The sequence below is a fragment of the Paenibacillus sp. CAA11 genome, from assembly GCF_003060825.1.
Classification (GTDB): Bacteria; Bacillota; Bacilli; order Paenibacillales; family Paenibacillaceae; genus Fontibacillus.
This window is the reverse complement of the sequence record NZ_CP028922.1, coordinates 4,705,292-4,725,851: the sequence shown is the minus strand read 5'-3', so window position 1 is coordinate 4,725,851 and position 20,560 is coordinate 4,705,292. Positions and strand designations below refer to the sequence as shown.

Sequence of the window (20,560 nt, the reverse complement as noted above, 5' to 3'; positions counted from 1 at the left end):
AGATTTGTATGAAAACTCTTATTATTGTGGCTCATCCTGATTTACAGAGCTCACGAATCAACCGGGCTTTGGCAGAAAGCATGAAGGGGCGGCCGGACACAACGGTACATGTGCTGTATGAGGTGTATCCGGACAAGGGAATAGATATCACCCGTGAGCAGCAGCTGTTGGATGAGCATGATCGCATTATTTTTCAATATCCGTTGTACTGGTACAGCACACCGCCTCTTCTCAAGCAGTGGTTCGACGAGGTGTTGGCCTACGGCTGGGCTTATGGACCCGGCGGGGAGCATTTGCAAGGCAAGGAGATCGGCATTGCGATCTCGACGGCAGGCACTGCGGCCTCCTATCAGCCCGGTGGCTTCAACCTGTTCACGATCCGGGATATTGCGAAGCCGATGGAGGCCCTTGCCAACTATGTAAGTGCACATTACCTTCCGCCCTTCGCCGTCCATAATGCGAACCACATTACAGATGAGCAAATCGCCGAGAGCAAAGCAGCATATGTTCAGCATTTAGCAGCTGTACGGCATGTTCAGACGGCCGATCTGATTACGATTAACAAATAACTAACAATATGGAGGTGTGAAGCGATGACAGACCAAATTGCTTTGATAACGGGTGCAAGTAAAGGCATCGGGCTTGAAGTGGCTAGACAATTGGGACAGAAAGGCATTACGGTGCTGGTGGCTGCGCGTACAAAGGCAGCGGCTGATGAAGCCGCAGCCAAGCTGCGGCAGGAAGGGATTCAGGCGAGCGGTGTAGAGCTTGAGGTGACGAACGCGGCGCATGTTACAGCAGCGGCTGAATTCATCGAGGATACCTATGGCCGATTGGATATTCTAGTTAACAATGCAGGGATTTGGGCCGAGAAATCCGACTATGATGGCGATGTTTTCAGAGACACGTTTGAGGTGAATACGTTCGCGCCCTTCTTCATTACAGAAACGCTACTGCCGCTGCTTCTGAAGAGTGAAGCGGGCAGAATTGTCAATCAGAGCAGCGCCCTGGGATCTATCCAGTTCCAGCTATCTAATGAGCAGGCTCAGCGAATTGCTACCCCGGCTTATGCTGCTTCCAAGGCGGCCTTAAATATGCTGACGGCCTACTGGGCGCAAAGAGCAGCAGGAACGAATCTGAAGGTAAATTCCGTACATCCCGGGCTTGTCCGAACCCGGATGGGAGGAGAACGGGCAGAACTGTCTGCCGAAGAAGGGGCGGTAACAGCGGTTCGCCTGGCGACCCTGCCTGCAGATGGCCCTACAGGCGGCTTTTATTACATGGATGACCAGCTTCCGTGGTAATGAGATCGTTCATAATTCATTTATAATTGAATACTTGAGATAAGCGACACGCCTTCCCCTAATGAACATTTTACCAGTTCGTAATACTTCTGCCCTGTTCGCTAGCTGGCGGGCGTGAGAAGATAGACACATCAAAGGTTCAGCCGCACAACGAATGATGAACGCTGAACCTTCACCTTCAGGCTACTACTTGCGATCCTTCCTTCTAACTCAAACTGGCGAACTTAGGGTCGCAGCTTTCCTGAGGGATGTCTATCCATGAGAGGAGGCATCCAGGCTATAATATTCCTTCCTTCTAACCACTATTCCAAGAATAGGGATATTGCTTTCCTGGAGTCTTTATGATGATGAACACGATTTTTATAAGAAGAGCAAATAAGCTGGTTGTAGATCCAGGGCAGGGCGGTGGAAGGATCTCACGCGCTTATTTGGCTACAGCCCTAAAAAATATAGAGCAGCTTGGCTACACCTTCTCACACGCCTTGATGCATGCTGTCCGCACCTTATCCAGGGAACAGTTCGAGGCCATGTATGGACAGCTGGTATCTGATCTGAAGGTGATGGTAGGCGCTCATGTGAAGTATGAGCCGATGTATCCTGATTTCCCGCTGCAGGTGATGCAGGAAGAGGATGTAGACCTTTATTTGAATGCGATCTATCACTATCTCACGCTGGAGCTGCCTGAGCAGAAGGCGGCAGACAGACCTCCGTTGCCGGACCGGGCCAACCTCAACCTCAAAGTAATTGATCTGGGAACGGAGGCAGAGTTCCGTATCTTGATCGGGCGGCTTATCGAGGCTAAGGGCTCGATCTCAGAGACGGATAAGAATGATATTGATGCGGCCATCGAGGCTTGTGATCCGGATTTGCTTCATGAGATTCTCCCTTCAGAGATTCCGTTCAAGGAGAATGTGGGGTTCGTGGTGGGTTCATTATTGAAGCACGGTAAGGCCAATATGGCACTGATTGGGCGGTACTTCAACACCGCAACGGATGTGCTTCGTCTGGCTGCCGCCTGGTCGGGCGGCGATGTGAGCTTGGCTGAGGCGGTGCGCTTCCGCAAATTTAAGCGTCCGGAGAGACGGCTGCTGCTTGGACTCTTGGAGCAGTGCTATCCGATCACAGAAGATATGCTGAGATATAGGGGGCGCTGGATCAGGCTCGGTGAGATTCTGCATCCTTCTGAATACGGACAGCGGTATAAGCGCTGTGAGGAAGCCTTCGATATTCTGCGCAATCGTAAGCCGCTTACGACCTTTAATGGCAGCGTCGAGCTCGCCTTCAAGTACAACAATACCTGGGCCTTGATGGATTTGCTGGCACAGCGTCCGGGCGAATTTGCAAGGAGACTGGATCAGCTGCTGCGCTCGACTGAGGACGCAGAATATGTAGTGCTGGCATTTGGCGAGGTCGCGGACCAGGTATCGACGCCTGTGCTGCTGCAGGTGAAGGAGCATTTTGCCCGCCGACAGGAGGCGGATGATCTGAGGGTCTTTTTCCCTAAAGGCAATGTCGCCAAGGCGTTCGCCATTCCGAATACACTGCCAAAGGTCGATGCAGCGGTCTGCCAAAGTGTGGTGGAGCTTTGCGACGAAGTGCTGGTCCGGAGATTCTCGGCACTTCCCTCGCTAGGGAAGACTTACATCGATACCCGCTTGAAGCGTTACTTGGTTCCGTTCTCCCAGAGATCGGCAAGCAAGGCGCTGCGTACCCTTGCCCGGGGAAGCCGGCTGCCCATGCCGGAAGGGGATACCATCCGGTTCTTCAGCTGGTGGAAGGAAGGAATGGTTGACGGCAAGTCTACAGGACGGGTCGATATTGATCTGTCTGCCGTGATGTATGATGCGAACTGGCAGTATGTAGAGCATATTTCTTATACCAACTTGAGGTCCTCCAAGTACAAGGCCGTGCACAGTGGAGATATCGTAGCCGCTCCATATGGGGCGTGCGAGTTCATTGATCTGCATCTTCCTTCGATTGTTGACTACGGAGGCCGTTATATTGTGGCATCCCTTCTGTCCTACACCACTCAGCCATACTGCGATCTGCCGGAGTGCTTTGTGGGGTGGATGATGCGTAAGAAGCCCGGTTCCGGCGAGATCTTCGAGCCTTCGACCGTGGAGAATAAAATCGATGTTACTGCCGATACGCAGATTGCGATCCCCGTGATCCTTGATCTCGTGGAACGCACGATCATCTGGACAGACCTTTCTTTGACGAGACATCCTCACTATTACAATAATGTGGAGGGCAACCAGAAGGGGATGGTCTTAATGGGCAAGGCTATGACAGCCTTGCGGAAGCCGGATCTCTATGAGCTGTTCCTCCTTCATGCCAAGGCAAGAGGCGAGCTTGTAGAGACAGCGGATCAGGCAGAGTCTGTGTTCTCCGTGGAACAAGGAGTGACTCCCTTCGATATCGAGCAGATTTTGGCCGAATATTTGGTGTGAGCGCATAGGTTATTTGCACATGGACAAGGAGCAGCTTCGTGCTGCTCCTTTTTGATATTGCTATTCAGTCCTGGAAGATCGGGTTACCCGGATATTTGACCTCTGGGTAATCCCCGCTCGGGCCACGTAGAAGCTTGCTCTTCATACCCCGCAAATGTTCATTGAAGAACTCCAGCACATAACGGTTGACGACCTCGGCCCCTCTTGTTCCCTGGATGCTGCCTGTCATCCCGGTAAGATTGATCAGCGGGGAGTACAGCTGGAGATCGGTGAAATTAAAGTGCTTGGCCCCTTCGATATAAATAACCGCGCTGCCTTCCTGCTGCATGACGTGATCCATGACCTTTAGCTCCCTTTCCCGGTGGGCTAAGACAGTGCTGAATTGCTGGCGCGTAAATTTGAGTTTCTGTAATTCCTCATCCGTGATCGGGGTCTTGCGGTATTTAGCCTGATCCTCGTTAACCTTCATGAACTCTTCCGATTCCATAAACATGAACGGTTTCTTAAGAGGGCTCCGGTCTCCGGATTCATACAGCGTCCCGTCCATATTCACCCCGGCCTTGATTCTCGGGTCCGAATTCACAGCTTCAAAGGCTGCCGCTCCTCCAAAGGAATGGCCCATGATGCCGATATGGTTCATATCCAGCTTTCCCTTGAACCTGCTTGCGATGATTCCTCCATTTATCTTCTCCAGCTGATCGACGACAAAGGAGATATCCTTGTTCCACATCTGCAGAATAGATCGGCTGTCTTCATACAGCTGATCCTGGGACGGCTTCGTAAGAAGTCCGGTCACCCGGCCGTCCGGGAATGCGGTAGCGAGGGTGCTGTAGGTATGATCTACAGCGACCACGATATACCCGTGACTGGCAAGATTCTCGGCCTGGGATGTATGCAAGATCCGGCCGACTCCCATGCCGTGCGACAACAGCACAACCGGGTAAGGTGACTTTGCGGGCAGCACATCTGCGCCTTCATACGAACTCGAACGGTTGTATTTCCAATAATCAAGCAAAGGGGCAGGAAGGCCAAAATAGCTGGAATAAGCCTGCATATAAGCCTGAAAGAGCTTCTGATCCTGAGGGAACAGAGTGCTTTCTTCGGCGCTTCCGCCAGACTTTGCGGCAGGGTACCATATTTGAACGATAAGCTCACGTTTGTCGTTCTTGTCCTCTGTATACGTCTCATCCCGGCTGGTGTCCATGAAATGGAACGCTTCCGTTCCTACCTTGAATTCCCCCGAAGGCTTTGGCAGATTAAAGACCGGCAGCACCATCGATAAAGCCACCGATCCAGTTAACAGCAGAACTAGGACCCCTGTGATCGTGTAGCGAAGCGGTTTCCGGGCCCTTCTACGCCTGAATAGGGCAGTGATGATTAGCAGAAAGGCTACAAGATAAGCCGGAATCATCTTCCACCTGTATCCCTCAATCAGCAGCTGTCCGGCAAGCAGCCCGCCGCAGGCGACACCGGCAGCTACACCGGCAATCCGATTCGCCTCCTTGCGAATCAACAATACAGCCAGTAAGGCAATGCAGGAAGCAACGAGCAGTATTTCTAATGTCCTCATGTGTTTCTCTCCCTTGTTCTCTTTAGTTTCCTTCATCATAAGGGGCTAAGGTTAAATCGAACGGGAGGTTCTGTTTAAGTTTGGTTTAAACTAGCTTGCAAATAAAACCGTCCAGACGGTACAATAAGATCAAGGTGGTGATGAATGTGAGCTCAACCAAAGCAGAGATAAAGAAGGAGCTCATCCTGAAGGCTGTCTCCCAAATTGTCCATGAAGAGGGCGTGGAGAAGTTAACGCTGGAGGCTGTGGCTAAGAAGGCGGGAATCAGCAAGGGAGGATTGCTGTATCATTTCCCAAGCAAGGAGGCCCTTCTTCAAGGGATGGTTGAACACTTGTCGAATCGCTTCTTAGAGGAATTTCACCAGAAGGCGGAGGAAGATCCCCGTACGATGGGAAAATGGACGAGGGCGTATATGGACGCGTCTCTATCCTGCGATTCTGAGGTGGGTGATCTGTATACCGCCCTCTCGGCTGCGCATTTTGCGAACCCGGAGCTGCTGCAAGTGCTTCAGGAGCAGTATTTCAAGATGCAAGCCCTGATTGAAGATGATGCAATAGACCCTGTTAAATCTACGATGATCCGGCTGGCCTTGGACGGACTTTGGTTCGCAGAGATGTTTGGGCTAGCCCCGCCTCATCCAGAGCTCAGACAGAAGATTGTTGAGGAACTAAAGAGAAGATTGGAGGAGAATGAATAATGGCATACCTATTCCTGGCCATATCCATCATTAGTGAATTGATTGGAACCTCGATGCTTAAGGCTTCGGAGGGCTTTACCCGGCTGTATCCAAGCCTGTTTACGATCGTTGCGTTCATCATTTCGTTCTTCTTTATTTCACTGACGATGAAGACCCTTCCGTTGAATATGACTTACGCGATTTGGTCCGGCGTAGGTGCGGTAGCCACCACGATCATCTCGGTCATGATCTGGAAGGAGAAGATCAACACAGGCAGCATCATCGGTATCGCTCTCATTGTGATTGGAGTTGTCGTGCTGAACCTGTTCGGTGCCGGACACGGGGAAGCAAGTGATGCTGGGGAGGCCCCCAGCGCTGCGGAAGTGAAGGGAATTTGACCGAACACAGATTGACTACGGAGGAAACAGCCAGCCTCTTATTCGCAAGGGGCTGATTTATTCCTCCATTTTTACTATACCGTTGATCGTTCAACTAATTTCACGGTTATTTCTTCATATGAAATACTTTTCTGATTGCTGATGGCGCGAAGGAACAGTTTTCTGCCCATCTCCACTAAAGGAACTTCAATTGTAGTAATATTCATCACTTTAGCTATTGGCTGATTATCAAATCCTATAATGGCTAGTTCATGCGGTATTGAAATTCCTCTTTCCTTACTACATGTAACGATGCCTGCAGCTACTTGGTCACTTGAAACCAAAAGGGCTGAAGGGGGATTATTCATAGATATTAATCCTTGCACAATCTCTTCCCCGTCTTCGAAATCATAATAACCAGAGAAAATATATTTAGATTCAAAAGGTTCGTTGATTTTATTCAAAAAATCTCTGTAGGCTAATAGTCTCTGTTCTCCGTTGGTTCCATTTCTTCTTCCTACGCAGATGCCAATCTTCTTATGACCTTTATAATGCAAATAATCTAAAGCTTTGGTGAAACTTTTATAATGATTCATATAAACTGAAGATGCTTTCTTATCTGTTGTATCTTCACAAAAGATGATTGGGCCGTAATCTATATAAGCATCTATGGTGTCCCATTGACAAATTCTTGAACAAATAATTAAAGCATCGATTTGTTTTTGTTTTAACATATCTAATGCTTCTTTTTCTCTATATTCTTCGTAATTTGTTTGGAAAAGGACCAGCTTATAGTTATTCTTCAATGCCTCATTTGCGATTCCCTCGACAATCAAAGCAAAATATGGATGGTTTGAAAATGGGATAGCAACACCTATAAGAAAGGTTTTCCCTTTTATCAAATGGACAGCATTTATATTTTTTTCATATTTGCTAGCCTCAATGGCCCGCAGAACGGCCTCCCTTTTTTCCAAACTTACATAGGGCTGATTATTTATTACACGAGATACAGTTGTAACTGAAACTCCGGCCATCTTTGCTATATCTTTTATGTTTGCCATGACTTCCTTTCTCCTCTCCAAAATTTTAGGTTTGCTCTGAAATGCTTTCCATACATTAAGCTTTCATTAGAGAGAGCAAGAAAAAAGGAGGAGGAACTTGGATGTTTTTTTTATGGGGCATACTGAGCTTAATCTTGATGTGTACTACTATTATAATATCAGCATCGTTTGCCATTTCACTATATGATCAAAAGAAGTTAGCAGAAAGGGAAAGCGATCCTTTTGACTATTTATTTGATGTTTATAATGAATAAAGCATTTACTATAAATAAATGAAGAAAGAGGGCTAAAATGATGGATAAAGAAGTAACGCTGCATGCATTTGAAATGGAATATGTTAAGGAACTTCATGGCTGGTTGAACGACCCTGTCTCCATTTCAATGGTTGGAAGAACTCCATTAACCTATGAACAAACTGTAAATCATGTGGAGGAAAAACGGCAAAACGGAGACCTTGTGTTAGCCATTAAAAATAAAGAAAAGCGGCTGATCGGTTGGGTTTTCCTTCAAGATATAGAATATGAACATGGTAGGGCAAGTCTTGGCATCTTGTTAGCACCTGAAGCTCGTGGTCAAGGTTATGGTAAATCTGCTTTGGAACAGGTGATTGACATTGGTTTCAAGCAACTGCGCCTAAATAAAATATATTTAACAACAAGAGGTATAAACGAACGAGCGATTAGTTTGTATAAAAAGGTTGGATTTATCGTGGAAGGTCAGTTAAGGCAGCATGCCTTCCTTGAAGGGAATTATCATAATACCTACTTTATGGGGATTCTGGCTTCAGACTGGAAGGCAAAGCAAACCGAGGAAAACTGACTTATTTGGCAGAGAAGGGCGCCAGCGTAGGGAAGCGTGCGCTATTGCAAACTCCGCTGGAGCTGGCATTTTGGAGCAGGGCTGAAGGGGTGAAAGAGGAAGGAACGGCCTTCCCACCCCTGCACAGCTTTGCCGATTACGGCAATGCTGTCGGTATCGAGTTTCTACTCAATCATGGAGCGAACCCGGATGGCAGAAATCAGCATGGAGCCAGTATTCATGCACAAGACAGAGACGGCAGGACGCCGCTGGAGTTAGCAGCAGGCTGTGCGAATAAGGGGATTCTCCAGCTGATGGGATCTTTGTGATTTTCAACCTCCTCCTCATACATGGTATAATTCCCAAAAAGGTTAAAAGTGGGAGGCGGCATACATGCAAGAGGAGCTGTTGAATCAGCTGGAAAAGTGGCATGAAGAAGATGAATTCGAACAGATCGTAGATGCCATCAAGGAGATCCTGGCAGTAGACAGGGATTATGTGCTGAACAGCCATCTGGGCAGAGCTTTGAATAATCTTGAACGGTACGATGAGGCAGTCGAGCAGTTCCTGACGATCGCCGAAGAGGGCAAGGACGACCCACTATGGCACTACCGCATAGGGCTTGCTTATTACTATTTGGAACGCTATGAGGATGCTTTAAGGGCATTTGAAATGGCGGACAAGCTGGAACCCGGGGATGAGGATACCCTGGAGTTTCTGGAGGACATCCGCAGTAAAATGCCTCAGCCAGAGCCCTCTGCAGAGCCAGCAAGTGTAGAGCCTCAGGCCCAGCCAGAGCAGGCGCCAAGATCAGCCACGTCCGCCGCCGACCTAGATCCCACAGGTTTCTGGGAGGATAGCGCGGAGGCATTAGAGCAGTATGTCTTTAGTCCGCCGACCGAGGAGCTTATTGATGCAGTGCAGGAGTCCTTGGTGTTCAAGCTCCCAGCTTCCTATATTGATATGATGAAACAGCATAACGGAGGGATTCCCCGCAAGAGATATTTCCCTACCGGAGAAGGAGCTTATGTCGAGATTTCTAGCATCTTAGGGATTGGAAGAGAGAAGCGCAAGTCGCTGTGTGGAGAAGCGGGAAGCCGCGCCATCATTGAGAACGGGGACTTCCCTGAATTTGGTGTAGTAATCTGTGAATGTCCTTCAGCTTCAGAGGTGGTTATGCTGGATTACCGGCCGGCTGGAAATGACGGCGAGCCCGAGGTGGTTCACGTAGACAAGAGTAAGAACCAGCAAGTGACAAAGCTTGCCACAAGCTTCGGCGCCTTTATTCACGGATTGGTGGAAGAGAAGGCATAGTCTGTCTTAGTCCTCTGGCAGATCAAATATGGTAAAAGAAACGTGCATAGACGCAGGGGCAAAGATGCTGCCTCCGCCATGCGGCTATAAGTCAAAGACCACCTGTCACGATGCTTGATCAGGTGGTCTTAAAGCTGCCCTAGGTAAGGCCCTAATCGGGAGTATTGCTTCCGTAGTACAGAGAAATTGATATTTTCGAGCGCATCACTTAAGGCGATGGTTTGGTCATGCTTTGACCGGGTTGACAAACATACCGAATAAGAATAAATTAATAATGAATTGTTCATTCAATATTGAGGAGTCGTTCCCATTGCAGGCCAAAAAGGATGAGGTCAGAAGAAAAATTGAATATGCGGCTTTGAAGGTTTTCTTTGAGAAAGGCTACCTGGATGCCAAGATGAGCGATATCGCAAATGAAATCAACATTTCTGTAGGCAACATCTATACCTATTTTAAAAACAAGAATGAGTTGTTCTACGCTGTCGTACCGCCATCTCTGGTGGATTACTTAAAAAATCTCCTAGTCGAGTCGATTCACTTTAGCAATCAGACCTTTTTCGACGAGACGGATAGCGAGAAGAATTCCGCTTTGTTACAGGAGCAGATTGACCTACTGACAAAGTACAGCAAGCAGATTGTTATTATTTTCGAGAAAAGTAAGGGAACCACTTACAGTCACGCCAAAGAAGAGCTCATTGCTTTAATGGTTGAGACCAAGAGGCCGTATCTGAAGGATCATTACAAAAGGTACGAAATTGGGGCCGAGGAAAACATCATACTGTCGAACATTATATCGACGAGCCTTATCGACATGATCCTGGATTTGCTGAAGAGGGACATGAGCGAGGAGAGTCGAAGACGAATATTTGAGGCGTTGAACGTTTACAGACTCTATGGTGTGAAGAGCTTGAATGAGTAGCGGACTCTTTCGCAGGGTAACAAGCGTGCAAATCAGGTTTACCGGACTTGGTTTGTACGCAAAAAAATAAAAGAAATAGCCAAGTAAAATTTTTTTGACCCAAAAATGAATCGTTAATTCAGTATTAAAACACTTATTCATCATAAGGAGGAATTTACAATGAATTCAGGATATGCGCTGCGAAACTGCACAGTAATTCATGGGGACATGAACCGAAATCCGGAAAGCAACATGACAATCGTGGTAAACGAGAAGGGGCTCATTCAGGAGATTGGGAAAGACCACGAGATCACGCTTCCGCAAGGCGTTCAAGTCCTCGACTTAACGGGCAAATTCGTTATGCCGGGACTGATCAATGCTCACGTCCATCTTTTTGCCGATGGTAAACCGTTCACTTTGTCTGCAAGTGAGAACACACTGAAGTTTGCCTTTAACTGGCTGCTTGATACTAGATTCGGCAGAAGCATACTGAAGAAACGTATGAAGAGAAATGCGCTTACTGCGCTGCATGCTGGTGTGACCACAATGCGCAGTGTCGGGGAATTTTTCCATTTGGATGTTCAACTGCGGGATGAAATTAAGGCGGACGCCTTTATAGGCCCGAATCTTCTTGTATCCGGGTATTTCCTGAGCGTAACCGGCGGGCACGGCGCCCCATTCCTCGCTTTAGTGGGAGACTCCCCTTGGGAAGCACGAAGAAATGTGCGCATCAATGTAAAAAACGGGGTCGATCTGATCAAGATCTGCGTGACTGGTGGAATTACCGATGCCAAGATGGTCGGCGAAGCTGGCCGCTTGCAGATGACGGTGGAAGAGGTCGCAGCGATTTGTGATGAAGCCCATAAGATTGGGATGCGCGTGGCCGCCCATGTGGAAAGCACCGAAGGCGTAAGAGTCGCTCTTAAGGGAGGGGTTGATACGATCGAGCATGGTTCCGAAATGGATGAGGAAATCATCAGCTTGTTCAAAAATAACCCTAATGCCCTGAATGGCTATACGGCGCTCATCCCAACCTTGCAAGCCGCTTATCCATTGGTCGCCTTGGACACCAGTGTATCGAAGGTCAACAGCACGGTGAAGGAGAATTCCAGACTTGTGTATGGATCTATGTTGAAGGGCCTCCGACAAGCCATTGAACATAATATCAAAATAGGGATAGGCACCGATGCCGCCATGTCACTCGTGACTCACTATGACATATGGCGGGAGTTGGATCATTATCTTAGACAGACCTCCTTAAATACGAAGCAGGTCATTCATTTTGTAACCAAATCCAACGCGGAGATTTTAGGAATCGATCATATGACAGGTACTGTGGATATGGGGAAGAACGCGGATCTGATCGTCTTGGAGCAGAATCCGCTTGAGAACATTGAAGCCTTATCGGATGTGAAGATGGTTATGGTCAACGGAAATCTCATCGAGACCCCCTCTGTCACTAGAATAAAAGAAGTAGATGATATTCTAAATTCGGTCTGGTAAATGTAGGGGTGAAGTGAATGATTGGTCATCATCTTCTCGTCGCTTGTTCTGAAAATAACAGATATTAAAGTATTAAATATGTGCCGGCTCTGCTTTTGCCTATTTTTATTCTTTAAGAGGTATAATATTCGCCCAAACCCTGGTACAATTTGAGGACGAATTGCGGCTGTGTGAGCTTAGTCACAATAAAGACAACATCATTCTAACGACCAAAGGAACCTCGTATTATGTCTAACAGGGAGATAACTAGGCGAATTCATTTTATAAGGCGATACAAATATGTAATCCTACTGCTGGTGGTTCTAGGGGCTTTGACTGGCATGAGATGGGTCTGGTCTCAAATGTTCCCTATAATGAACCAGCCTCATGCCGTCGGCGGTGTTTTGAATCTTCGCGGCACGGACCTTGAGAATTCTCCGGCCTTCTATGTGAATGGGGAGTGGGAATTCTACCCGAATGAGCTCATTACCCGGCAGGAGATTTCTCAGAAGCAGAGCGAGTCCCGGACCATTCAAGTTCCGGGAGGCTGGGGAAGCGAACTCAATCAGGTACCCGGCAACTCTTATGGGTACGGAACATATCGAATACGTGTACTCATAGACCCTTTAAAGGAGCCAGTTGCCTTTTGGTTCAAGGGTTTACAGGCGTCCTCAGACATTGAAATTAACGGAGAACCTATGGGAGGCCAAGGAAAGGTTGCCCCTAAGGATCAGGGATATAAACCTAGTAGTTCCTCATATACAGCCTCCTATGATAAAGTAGGGACTTCTGAAATTGAACTGTTGGTCCGGGCAGCGAATTTTGACAGCCCCTACAAGGGCGGCATTGTAACGCCTGTGCGCTTTGGCTCGCAGGCATCGATTGACTATGTGCGCTGGTATTCTATCGGATTTCAGCTATTCATATTTCTAGTGCTGCTGCTGCATGGAATCTATGCCTGCATTCTCTATTTCTTCAATCCGAAAGAGCGCATCCTGTTGATCACCATGCTGCTGCTGCTAATGATCAGTATATCTACGCTCATCAATCACGATAACGTACTTTTGCTTTGGCTGCCGATCAATTATACATGGGCAATCAAGATTAAGCTGATTAGCCTCCTATGGCAGAATCTGCTGATTCTAATGCTGTTTTTGAAGTTTATCCCGTCGTCCTCACAGCAAAGATGGCTACGGAGGTATACTTGGTTGGTTGCTGCTTTTACAGTGCTGCTAATGGTTGTACCGGTTTCTCTAGTGAATGAAATTGTACATATATATCTATTCGACCTTGTAAATTATTTATCTTTTGGTTGGTTCCTATATTTGTCCGGATCTATTATTTTTGGGAAGCAGCTCGAACGCGGCGTCTCGTTCCTGCTGGTGACATCTGCAGGCTATTGCTCCAATTTTATATGGGGGATTGCAGAGTCTTCTAACGATGTAACGACGGTCTATTATCCGATTGATCTTGTAGTGGCCATAACCGGCTTCTCTTCCTATTGGTTTAAGAGATATTTCCAGAATTCAAGAGAGAACGTGGAGCTGAACCATCAGCTGCAGAAGGCAGATAAGATTAAGGACGAGTTCCTAGCTAATACGTCACATGAGCTTCAGACCCCCCTGCATGGGATTATGAATATTGCTTATAATGTGGTAGCTAAAGAGAAGGATAAGCTGCAAAAGAGCAGTCTGGAGGAGATGCAGCTGCTGATTACGATCAGCAGGCGGATGTCCTATCTGATTGGTGATCTCCTGGATGTTGTTCGGCTGCAGGAGCATCGCATCCAGCTGCAGCAAAGTCCTCTTCAGGTTCAGTCTATCGTGCCCGGGATTATCGCAATGCTGCAATTTATGACGGATCATAAAGCCGTTAACTTGCAGATGGATATTGCTGAAACAACGCCTCCTGTATGGGCAGATGAGAAAAGACTTGTACAAATTCTGTATAATCTGCTGCACAATGCGCTTAAATATACGGAGGAGGGGACGATCTCAGTATCGATGGAACTTCGGCAAGGTCAAGCCTATATCCATGTTGCCGATACTGGGGTTGGCATGGACAAGGCTACGCTGGAGCGAGTATTTCTTCCATATGAACAAGGAAGCTATGGTCTTAATGATGGGCAGGGAATTGGACTTGGGCTTAGCATCTGTAAACAGCTCGTTGAATTGCATGGGGGAACCTTAGTGGCTCATTCCACCTTAGGAGAGGGCTCAGTATTCAGCTTCAATTTACCCTTAGCAGGCAGCGATCCAGCTAGCGACTCGTCCTCGGCTCCTATGGTGCAGGAAGAAGTAAAGGCAGCGAAGGATGACTTAGGTGGATTAGTTTATTCCACATTCTCTACGGGAAACATGGAAGCAGCAGCTGCGGCAATTCCTCCGCTTCTGGAAGACGGCCAGGCAAGGATTCTTGCCGTGGACGATGACCCAATTAACCTGAAGGTGCTGGTCAGCATTCTCTCCAGTGAGCCTTACACCGTGATTACGGCTCAGTCGGGCGGAGAAGCACTGGAGCTGCTTGAGACCCAGCAGTGGGATTTGCTTATAGCGGATGTAATGATGCCGAATATGTCGGGATATGAGTTAACCCAAAGAGTAAGAGAGCAGTATTCGATGTCGGAGCTGCCCGTATTGCTGCTGACTGCGCGCAGTCAGCCGATCGATATATACACCGGGTTCTCTGCAGGAGCGAACGACTATGTCACGAAGCCTGTTGATGCCCTTGAGTTAAAATATCGAATTGCGGCGTTAGTCAATATGAAGCAATCTATGAATGAGCGCCTGCGTATTGAAGCTGCTTATTTGCAGGCGCAAATTCAGCCTCATTTTCTGTTCAATACGCTGAATTCATTAATGGCTTTGAGTGATATTGATACGGAGAGCATGCGTAAGCTGGGCGAGGCATTTACATCCTTCTTACGGATTAGCTTCGATTACCTGAATACGGGCGAGTTGGTTGATTTGTCCCATGAGCTCGAGCTCGTTGAAGCTTATCTGTATATTGAGAAGGTGCGGTTCGGCCAGCGGTTGTCCGTGGTGTGGGATGTAGAGCCTGATTTAAGGCTGCTGCTTCCCCCGCTCTCCATTCAACCCTTGGTGGAGAATGCTGTGAAGCATGGACTGTTAAGCAAGACTAAGGGCGGCACGGTTCGTCTAACGATTACCCGGCAGGACGGGCATATATTAGTGGAAGTTAGTGATAATGGCAAGGGGATGGACCCGACGCAGGTTGCTCGTTGCTTAGACCCTTCACTGAGAGGAAAAGGCGGCATTGGACTGGCCAACACGAACCGGAGAATACAGCAGCTGTATGGTCAAGGCCTGTCTATTATAAGCAGCCCAGGGGAAGGGACAACCGTGTCCTTCGTCATCCCGCGTAAGGGGACAACCGAATAAAAAAGGATCGTTTTGAGGAAAGCCCAATATTCCCGGCTTCGGACGGGGAACTTGGGCTTTCTTTCCTATTTTTTTAATTACAGGCTGATATTCCTTGCTTTCTGCATCCTTTTCTGATAATTTGATATTAACAAATTGTTATTATCATAATAATACTAAGATTAGATAGATAGGTTGGTGGTAATTAAGGTGGATATGCAGGATCGGGACGGATTAACAGAACGCGAGTTCCTGGAGCGGTACCAGCCAGGAGATTATGAGCGGCCTTCGGTGGCCACAGATATGGTCATTTTCACAGTGACGGATGCAGATGAGGACAATTACCGGAAGCTCCCGGAGAAGGAGCTGCGCATGCTGCTCATCCGGCGGGGAGGGCACCCCTTCCTGGGCAAGTGGGCGCTGCCGGGCGGGTTCGTCCGGCCGGATGAGACAACCGAGCAGGCCGCAGCCAGAGAGCTGCGGGAGGAGACCGGCGTGGATAACGTCTATCTGGAACAGCTTTATACGTTCAGTGACATTGGGCGCGATCCCCGCACCTGGGTCATGAGCTGCAGCTACATGGCGCTGATTAACAGCAAGGATGTGCAGGTGAAGGCGGGGGATGATGCGGCTGAGGCCGCCTGGTTCAAGGTATCCTTCCGGCTGCTGCGGGAGCTGAAGGAGCTGGATGAGGACGGCTATATCAAGAAGCTGGAGTATGAGCTGAAGCTGAGCTCTGAACACGAAGAGCTGACGGCAGTGGTAGAGCGAACGATGACGGTGAAGCAAAGCTTGACATCGGCAGCCTACACTATTGTATCCAATGACGGGCTGGCCTTTGATCATGCGAAGATCATCGCATATGCCATAGAGCGGCTGCGGGGGAAGGTGAACTATACCGACATCGCGCTTCACTTGATGCCGAAGCTGTTCACTTTGACAGAACTGCAGCAGGTTTACGAGGTGATTCTGGATAGGGAGCTGCTGAAGGCAGCTTTTCGGCGTAAGGTGGCTGATTTGGTCAAGGAAACCGATCATTATACCGAGAATGCGGGCCATCGCCCTTCCCGCTTGTATCGGAGGAATTTGGAGGTATACGGATGATCTATAATCTTGAAGATTTACGCAAGGCATACCAAGGGGGGCAGACGTTCAAGTTTCTGTTCTTCTGGGGTCATACTCCGGCAAGCGACGGGAGCATCGGTAAGAGCTGTCTCAGCCAGTGGTGGATGAGCCCGTTTGTGATTGAAGGCGTAGAGTACTCTTGCGCGGAGCAATTTATGATGGCTGAGAAGGCGCGCCTTTTCGGGGACGGGGAGATGCTGACCGAGATTTTGGCGGCGAAGCACCCCAAGCAGATGAAGGCCTTCGGCCGTGCGGTCAAGAACTTTGACCAGGCCATCTGGCAGAAGGAATGCTATGGAATTGTGAAGCGAGCCAGCCTGGCGAAGTTCTCGCAGAACACGCAGCTTGGGGAGTTTCTGAGGTCGACGAAGAAACGGATTCTTGTCGAGGCTAGCCCTCGGGACCGCATCTGGGGCATTGGGATGGGCGGGGCGAATCCCGATGCAGAGAATCCGATGAAATGGCGGGGGCGCAATTTGCTCGGATTCGCGCTTACGGAAGCACGTGACGAGCTGCTAATGAGAGGAGAGAAGGAGCAATGAATCGGAAGGAAATTGCACAGGAGACTTTGCGGATTCAGCAGCAAGGCTTCTATGAATATATGGGGCGAAGAGTGAGTATTGCAGAGGCGCAGCAGCGATCGGAAGAGGGCAGCCAGCTGTTTACGCCAGAGCAAGGGGAGGCGCTGGTGCGGAAGTGGCCTGAGTGGCCTCAATCCGAGCTTAAGGCAGGATATGCTGTGGCTAATGAGGCCACGGTCAAGGCGATTCTCGATTTCGCAAAGGCGGGTAAACAGCAGGTTGGAGTACTGAACTTTGCGAGTGCCAAAAATCCGGGCGGCGGATTCCTGAACGGAGCTATGGCCCAGGAGGAAAGCCTTGCCGCCTCCAGTGGCCTTTATAACACGCAGCTGCTCAATGAGCGCTACTATAAGGCTAACCGTGCTTGCCGTTCCATGATGTATACCGATCATGCGATCTATTCGCCGGACGTCGTTTTTTTTCGCGATGAGAAATTCGCCCTCCTGCCAGAGCCGGTTACGGCCTCTGTATTGACGCTGCCTGCTGTGAACTATGGACAGGTGCTGCTCAAAGGAGAAGACCCGAAGCAGGCTGAGCGGGTGATGAAGGACCGGATGCGTCTGGCTCTTGCTCTGTTTGCACAGAAGGGTGACAAGCATCTCATCTTGGGGGCATACGGTTGTGGGGTGTTCCGCAATGATCCGGTGAAGGTGGCCGGGTGGTGGAAGGAGCTGCTAGAGGAAGAAGGCATGGGAGCCTTATTTGGGGAGGTCAAGTTTGCGGTATTGGATACTTCCAAGGACGGTAAAACCATCCGTGCCTTTAATCAGGTGTTCCAAGGATAAAGCAGTCGTTTTGGATAATATAAGCCGCTCCCTGATCAAGATAGGGAGCAGCTGTCCAGTGCAGGATTAACTGCATTCAGGATGGAATATTCAGCGCGGTTTGTATATTTTGCAGATCCAACTGAATTTGTTCGTTGATGTGATACGGGTGATATAGTCCCCGCTTCTCCAAATAGGCGGTTATCATTTCGTGGGAGTCGATCGCCTCCTCCAGCTGTTTGACCAGCACTTGCTTAATTTCAGGCGATGCACATTCTGTGACGGCCATGGCGTAATTTCTAACCCCGCTCTTGGCATTCAGCAGAAAGTCCATCGCTATGACCTCATCTGTTAGTGTATTTACTCCTGTGAGCCGTTCCAGGATTGGGTTCATTCGCTTATCCCCTTTGCTGTGAGTTAGATAGCAGCCGGCCCAGCTCCTGAAGCTGCTGGGTGGATATCTGAACGTCATGCTTTAAGATGTCCCTGAGCTCAGGGTCTGATACCAAGATTTGCATTGTCTTGGATTTGGTTATGCTGACGGTTTTGAAGGCGGCCATCTCATGAACCTCCAGCGTCTCATGCATGCCGTAGTTTGTATTCATCGGTTTGTTCCTCCTAGTGTCCAATCCGTTCTTATGGCTTAAGAATAACCTTGATGCAATTGTCCGTCTTGGTGTCAAACACCTCATAACCGCGCTCTGCTTCACTAAGCGGAATGACATGGGTGACGATATCGCCCGGGTTGACTTTGCCGGAGGTGATCAGCTCATACATGTGCGGCATGTAGTGAATGACCGGAGCTTGTCCGGAACGGATATTAATATTGCGCTGCATAATATCCCCCAGGGGAAATCCGTTATATCGCCCGCCATATACACCGGTAATTTGGATGGTGCCCCCCTTGCGGACCGCCTGGGAGGCGATGACCACTGGGCTCATCGTGCCTCCTTGCAGCTTTAGGCCGCTGGCGAGGAATTCAAGGTCGGTCATTTTCCCATCCATGCCCACGGCATCAATGACGACATCTGCCCCGCCCTTGGTGATCTCCTTGAGGTAGTTCCCGGTATGGTCATGCTGTTCAAAATTGACGATCTCCACGTTGTTCGTACGCTTTGCATGCTGAAGCCGGTAATCTACATAATCCACAGCGATGACCCGCTTGGCCCCCTTTAGCCAGGCGAACTTCTGAGCCAGCAGCCCCACCGGGCCGCAGCCTAGTACAATGACCGTATCTCCTTTTTTTACTCCGGCGTTATCAATGGACCAGAAGGCGGTCGTCATCGCATCGGATATCAAGCAGAGCTTCTCATCCGGTTCTTCACAGCTCTCGGGAATTTTGAAGTGGGTGAAGTTCGCGAAGGGGACGCGTAAATATTCGGCCTGCCCGCCAGGGTAGCCGCCCGTTGATCCCGAGTACCCGAAGAATCCGCCCATCTCCCCGTTATCATTTGAATGTTCACACTGGCTTTCCAGCTGATTCTTGCAGTAGAAGCATTCACCGCAGGCTACATTGAAGGGAATGATGACCCGGTCGCCCTTCTTCAGCTTGGTAACACCGGGGCCTACTTCCTCTACAATTCCCATGGGCTCATGCCCAATTACATAATCCTCTCCAAGGTTAGGGATCATGCCGTGAATCAGGTGAAGGTCGGAACCGCAAATTGCGGTGCTGGTCAATTTCACAATCATGTCGTCCGGCTTCTTAATCTTAGGGTCCGGCACGTCCTTAACGGCAATATTCTTGATCCCCTGATAGGTAACTGCCTTCATGCTTCAGCTCCCTCCCTATGCTCATCTGGTGTCCGGTCAAACATCCCTTTGCGCCGCGTATCTTCTGGGAACAGATTCATCTGGGCGATCATGACGGTATTCTTCGCAGAGAGCTGATCCAGCTGGTACTGCTCACGAAGCTCATAGGGATGGAACCATTTCTTGCGCATCATGAGGTCGGAGATTTCCTGATGCATCTGGATGCCCTGTCTCAGCTGATTGCGCAGCAGGGTTCTTGCATCCGGAGAAGCCGCTTCGGTTAAGGCAATCGCTGTATTTCTAACCCCTTCTTTGGCACGGATCAGAAAGTCCATGGCAAGGGTTGTATCGGCTAGCTCAGGCATATTTAACGCATTAATGGGATCTAGGTAATCGTTATTCATCTATAGCTTCCCCTTTAATTTAATATCGGCGTTGGACGGCTTTGAGGGACGGGCGCATGGAAGGGCGCCTTTGCATAGACTGCCTGGAGATCCGCAATGGCTTGAATCGACTGTTCAACATCCTTTTGCATCAAGTTCTTCAGATCCTGGTCGAACACGAGGCCCTGCATCAGCTTGGACTTAGCCAGACAAAGCGTCTTGAAATTAAGTATTTCATGAAGGTCCATCGCTTCATGGGGTGCCAGCAATTGCGGGTTCATAGGGAAACAACCCCTTTCGTATTATGGTTAGGGATAGCTTCTCCCAGCTATTATAAATTATGCGAAGGCTCAAGGGGCTGCGGGGTCTCTCGCAAAAGGATGGACATGAACAAGCAGACATAGCGATTGGCCTGACGGGGATAACGAAGAAGCAGCTGTTTTGAGCGCCTCAAATACATATAGCGGGCCCGCTTGCCTACAATGTCGGCACGAGTCTTCTTCATAGTTCTTCAGCTCTCTGCCAGATAGCCGGGGGCATCATAATAATCGTCATCATCGAATTTGGCGAGTCTTTTATCACAGCGCCTCTCCCCCTTATTTATGATGATAGATTGATCCTACTCTATGATATGTAAACGGGGA

General features: G+C 49.0%; 21 protein-coding genes and 1 pseudogene. 14 read left to right on the top strand and 8 right to left on the bottom strand.

Annotation, left to right across the window (positions count from 1 at the left end; all coding sequences use genetic code 11):
- Nucleotides 1–8: 8 nt before the first annotated feature.
- The 3 genes from DCC85_RS22025 (at nucleotide 9) to DCC85_RS22015 (ending at nucleotide 3,754) form a co-directional block, all read left to right on the top strand.
- Nucleotides 9–569 (top strand): NAD(P)H-dependent oxidoreductase, encoded by a 561-nt coding sequence (locus tag DCC85_RS22025; protein ID WP_108467496.1) that lies wholly within the window; start codon nucleotides 9–11, stop codon nucleotides 567–569.
- A gap of 24 nt (nucleotides 570–593) precedes the next feature.
- Entirely contained in the window at nucleotides 594–1,304 is a 711-nt protein-coding gene (locus DCC85_RS22020) for an SDR family oxidoreductase (protein WP_108467495.1), read from the top strand.
- 341 nt (nucleotides 1,305–1,645) lie between these two features.
- Nucleotides 1,646–3,754 carry a TerD family protein gene (locus DCC85_RS22015; protein WP_108467494.1) on the top strand — a complete coding sequence of 703 codons (2,109 nt, stop codon included), beginning with the start codon at nucleotides 1,646–1,648 and terminating at the stop codon, nucleotides 3,752–3,754.
- Between the two features lie 64 nt (nucleotides 3,755–3,818).
- Here DCC85_RS22015 and DCC85_RS22010 read toward each other — a convergent pair whose 3' ends face one another.
- On the bottom strand, nucleotides 3,819–5,324 hold the full coding sequence (locus tag DCC85_RS22010) for an alpha/beta hydrolase family protein (RefSeq protein WP_108467493.1): 1,506 nt from the start codon (nucleotides 5,322–5,324) through the stop codon (nucleotides 3,819–3,821).
- Between the two features lie 140 nt (nucleotides 5,325–5,464).
- On the opposite strand from DCC85_RS22010, the gene DCC85_RS22005 reads away from it, so the two are divergent.
- Both DCC85_RS22005 and DCC85_RS22000 read left to right on the top strand, forming a co-directional pair.
- Nucleotides 5,465–6,022 (top strand): TetR/AcrR family transcriptional regulator, encoded by a 558-nt coding sequence (locus DCC85_RS22005; RefSeq protein WP_234414493.1) that lies wholly within the window; start codon nucleotides 5,465–5,467, stop codon nucleotides 6,020–6,022.
- Nucleotides 6,022–6,399 (top strand): DMT family transporter, encoded by a 378-nt coding sequence (locus DCC85_RS22000; protein WP_108467491.1) that lies wholly within the window; start codon nucleotides 6,022–6,024, stop codon nucleotides 6,397–6,399. Before DCC85_RS22005 ends, DCC85_RS22000 begins: the two co-directional genes overlap by 1 nt.
- A gap of 74 nt (nucleotides 6,400–6,473) precedes the next feature.
- Here the strand turns inward: DCC85_RS22000 and DCC85_RS21995 are convergent, their stop codons facing one another.
- A complete protein-coding gene (locus DCC85_RS21995; protein WP_108467490.1) occupies nucleotides 6,474–7,439 on the bottom strand; it encodes a LacI family DNA-binding transcriptional regulator in 966 nt (321 codons plus the stop codon).
- A 291-nt stretch (nucleotides 7,440–7,730) separates the two neighbouring features.
- Between DCC85_RS21995 and DCC85_RS21990 the strand changes: the two genes are divergently transcribed.
- The 9 genes from DCC85_RS21990 (at nucleotide 7,731) to DCC85_RS21950 (ending at nucleotide 17,802) form a co-directional block, all read left to right on the top strand.
- Nucleotides 7,731–8,258, top strand: a complete 528-nt coding sequence (locus DCC85_RS21990; protein WP_108467489.1) for a GNAT family N-acetyltransferase — start codon at nucleotides 7,731–7,733, stop codon at nucleotides 8,256–8,258.
- A 5-nt stretch (nucleotides 8,259–8,263) separates the two neighbouring features.
- Nucleotides 8,264–8,566 carry an ankyrin repeat domain-containing protein gene (locus DCC85_RS21985; protein ID WP_108467488.1) on the top strand — a complete coding sequence of 101 codons (303 nt, stop codon included), beginning with the start codon at nucleotides 8,264–8,266 and terminating at the stop codon, nucleotides 8,564–8,566.
- Between the two features lie 64 nt (nucleotides 8,567–8,630).
- Nucleotides 8,631–9,551 carry an SMI1/KNR4 family protein gene (locus tag DCC85_RS21980; protein WP_108467487.1) on the top strand — a complete coding sequence of 307 codons (921 nt, stop codon included), beginning with the start codon at nucleotides 8,631–8,633 and terminating at the stop codon, nucleotides 9,549–9,551.
- Between the two features lie 310 nt (nucleotides 9,552–9,861).
- On the top strand, nucleotides 9,862–10,470 hold the full coding sequence (locus DCC85_RS21975) for a TetR/AcrR family transcriptional regulator (protein ID WP_234414274.1): 609 nt from the start codon (nucleotides 9,862–9,864) through the stop codon (nucleotides 10,468–10,470).
- A gap of 159 nt (nucleotides 10,471–10,629) precedes the next feature.
- Nucleotides 10,630–11,952 carry a metal-dependent hydrolase family protein gene (locus DCC85_RS21970; RefSeq protein WP_108467485.1) on the top strand — a complete coding sequence of 441 codons (1,323 nt, stop codon included), beginning with the start codon at nucleotides 10,630–10,632 and terminating at the stop codon, nucleotides 11,950–11,952.
- Nucleotides 11,953–12,305: 353 nt separating this feature from the next.
- Nucleotides 12,306–15,332, top strand: coding sequence for an ATP-binding response regulator (locus DCC85_RS21965; RefSeq protein WP_234414273.1), 3,027 nt, complete (start codon nucleotides 12,306–12,308; stop codon nucleotides 15,330–15,332).
- A gap of 189 nt (nucleotides 15,333–15,521) precedes the next feature.
- Nucleotides 15,522–16,415 carry an NUDIX hydrolase gene (locus tag DCC85_RS21960; RefSeq protein ID WP_108467483.1) on the top strand — a complete coding sequence of 298 codons (894 nt, stop codon included), beginning with the start codon at nucleotides 15,522–15,524 and terminating at the stop codon, nucleotides 16,413–16,415.
- Nucleotides 16,412–16,978 carry a riboflavin biosynthesis intermediates N-glycosidase gene (locus DCC85_RS21955; protein ID WP_108467482.1) on the top strand — a complete coding sequence of 189 codons (567 nt, stop codon included), beginning with the start codon at nucleotides 16,412–16,414 and terminating at the stop codon, nucleotides 16,976–16,978. Before DCC85_RS21960 ends, DCC85_RS21955 begins: the two co-directional genes overlap by 4 nt.
- Nucleotides 16,975–17,802 (top strand): TIGR02452 family protein, encoded by an 828-nt coding sequence (locus DCC85_RS21950; protein ID WP_108467481.1) that lies wholly within the window; start codon nucleotides 16,975–16,977, stop codon nucleotides 17,800–17,802. Before DCC85_RS21955 ends, DCC85_RS21950 begins: the two co-directional genes overlap by 4 nt.
- 76 nt (nucleotides 17,803–17,878) lie before the next feature.
- On the opposite strand, the gene DCC85_RS21945 is transcribed toward DCC85_RS21950, so the two are convergent.
- The 6 genes and pseudogenes from DCC85_RS21945 to DCC85_RS23505 form a co-directional block, all read right to left on the bottom strand.
- Nucleotides 17,879–18,175: a spore coat protein gene (locus DCC85_RS21945; protein ID WP_108467480.1), complete on the bottom strand. Its 297-nt coding sequence runs from the start codon at nucleotides 18,173–18,175 to the stop codon at nucleotides 17,879–17,881.
- A gap of 4 nt (nucleotides 18,176–18,179) precedes the next feature.
- The gene (locus DCC85_RS21940; RefSeq protein ID WP_108467479.1) at nucleotides 18,180–18,386 is read right to left on the bottom strand and encodes a hypothetical protein; all 207 of its coding nucleotides are present in this window, start codon (nucleotides 18,384–18,386) and stop codon (nucleotides 18,180–18,182) included.
- Between the two features lie 31 nt (nucleotides 18,387–18,417).
- Nucleotides 18,418–19,554 carry a zinc-dependent alcohol dehydrogenase gene (locus tag DCC85_RS21935; RefSeq protein WP_108467478.1) on the bottom strand — a complete coding sequence of 379 codons (1,137 nt, stop codon included), beginning with the start codon at nucleotides 19,552–19,554 and terminating at the stop codon, nucleotides 18,418–18,420.
- Entirely contained in the window at nucleotides 19,551–19,937 is a 387-nt protein-coding gene (locus tag DCC85_RS21930; protein WP_108467477.1) for a spore coat protein, read from the bottom strand. Before DCC85_RS21930 ends, DCC85_RS21935 begins: the two co-directional genes overlap by 4 nt.
- A gap of 14 nt (nucleotides 19,938–19,951) precedes the next feature.
- Entirely contained in the window at nucleotides 19,952–20,197 is a 246-nt protein-coding gene (locus DCC85_RS21925; protein WP_108467476.1) for a spore gernimation protein GerQ, read from the bottom strand.
- Between the two features lie 110 nt (nucleotides 20,198–20,307).
- Nucleotides 20,308–20,487 (bottom strand): annotated as a pseudogene (locus DCC85_RS23505) (glycosyltransferase family 2 protein); the annotation flags it as partial.
- Nucleotides 20,488–20,560 lie beyond the last annotated feature (73 nt).

What these genes read in the sequence shown, in the direction of transcription:
- DCC85_RS21940 (WP_108467479.1), bottom strand. Translation starts at nt 18,386, where the DNA reads ATGAATACAAACTACGGCATGCATGAGACGCTGGAGGTTCATGAGATG.
- DCC85_RS21955 (WP_108467482.1), top strand. Translation starts at nt 16,412, where the DNA reads ATGATCTATAATCTTGAAGATTTACGCAAGGCATACCAAGGGGGGCAG.
- DCC85_RS22005 (WP_234414493.1), top strand. Translation starts at nt 5,465, where the DNA reads ATGAATGTGAGCTCAACCAAAGCAGAGATAAAGAAGGAGCTCATCCTG.
- DCC85_RS21980 (WP_108467487.1), top strand. Translation starts at nt 8,631, where the DNA reads ATGCAAGAGGAGCTGTTGAATCAGCTGGAAAAGTGGCATGAAGAAGAT.
- DCC85_RS22020 (WP_108467495.1), top strand. Translation starts at nt 594, where the DNA reads ATGACAGACCAAATTGCTTTGATAACGGGTGCAAGTAAAGGCATCGGG.
- DCC85_RS22015 (WP_108467494.1), top strand. Translation starts at nt 1,646, where the DNA reads ATGATGATGAACACGATTTTTATAAGAAGAGCAAATAAGCTGGTTGTA.
- DCC85_RS21970 (WP_108467485.1), top strand. Translation starts at nt 10,630, where the DNA reads ATGAATTCAGGATATGCGCTGCGAAACTGCACAGTAATTCATGGGGAC.
- DCC85_RS21965 (WP_234414273.1), top strand. Translation starts at nt 12,306, where the DNA reads ATGAACCAGCCTCATGCCGTCGGCGGTGTTTTGAATCTTCGCGGCACG.
- DCC85_RS21945 (WP_108467480.1), bottom strand. Translation starts at nt 18,175, where the DNA reads ATGAACCCAATCCTGGAACGGCTCACAGGAGTAAATACACTAACAGAT.
- DCC85_RS21990 (WP_108467489.1), top strand. Translation starts at nt 7,731, where the DNA reads ATGATGGATAAAGAAGTAACGCTGCATGCATTTGAAATGGAATATGTT.
- DCC85_RS22010 (WP_108467493.1), bottom strand. Translation starts at nt 5,324, where the DNA reads ATGAGGACATTAGAAATACTGCTCGTTGCTTCCTGCATTGCCTTACTG.
- DCC85_RS22000 (WP_108467491.1), top strand. Translation starts at nt 6,022, where the DNA reads ATGGCATACCTATTCCTGGCCATATCCATCATTAGTGAATTGATTGGA.
- DCC85_RS21925 (WP_108467476.1), bottom strand. Translation starts at nt 20,197, where the DNA reads ATGAACCCGCAATTGCTGGCACCCCATGAAGCGATGGACCTTCATGAA.
- DCC85_RS22025 (WP_108467496.1), top strand. Translation starts at nt 9, where the DNA reads ATGAAAACTCTTATTATTGTGGCTCATCCTGATTTACAGAGCTCACGA.
- DCC85_RS21950 (WP_108467481.1), top strand. Translation starts at nt 16,975, where the DNA reads ATGAATCGGAAGGAAATTGCACAGGAGACTTTGCGGATTCAGCAGCAA.
- DCC85_RS21995 (WP_108467490.1), bottom strand. Translation starts at nt 7,439, where the DNA reads ATGGCAAACATAAAAGATATAGCAAAGATGGCCGGAGTTTCAGTTACA.
- DCC85_RS21930 (WP_108467477.1), bottom strand. Translation starts at nt 19,937, where the DNA reads ATGAATAACGATTACCTAGATCCCATTAATGCGTTAAATATGCCTGAG.
- DCC85_RS21935 (WP_108467478.1), bottom strand. Translation starts at nt 19,554, where the DNA reads ATGAAGGCAGTTACCTATCAGGGGATCAAGAATATTGCCGTTAAGGAC.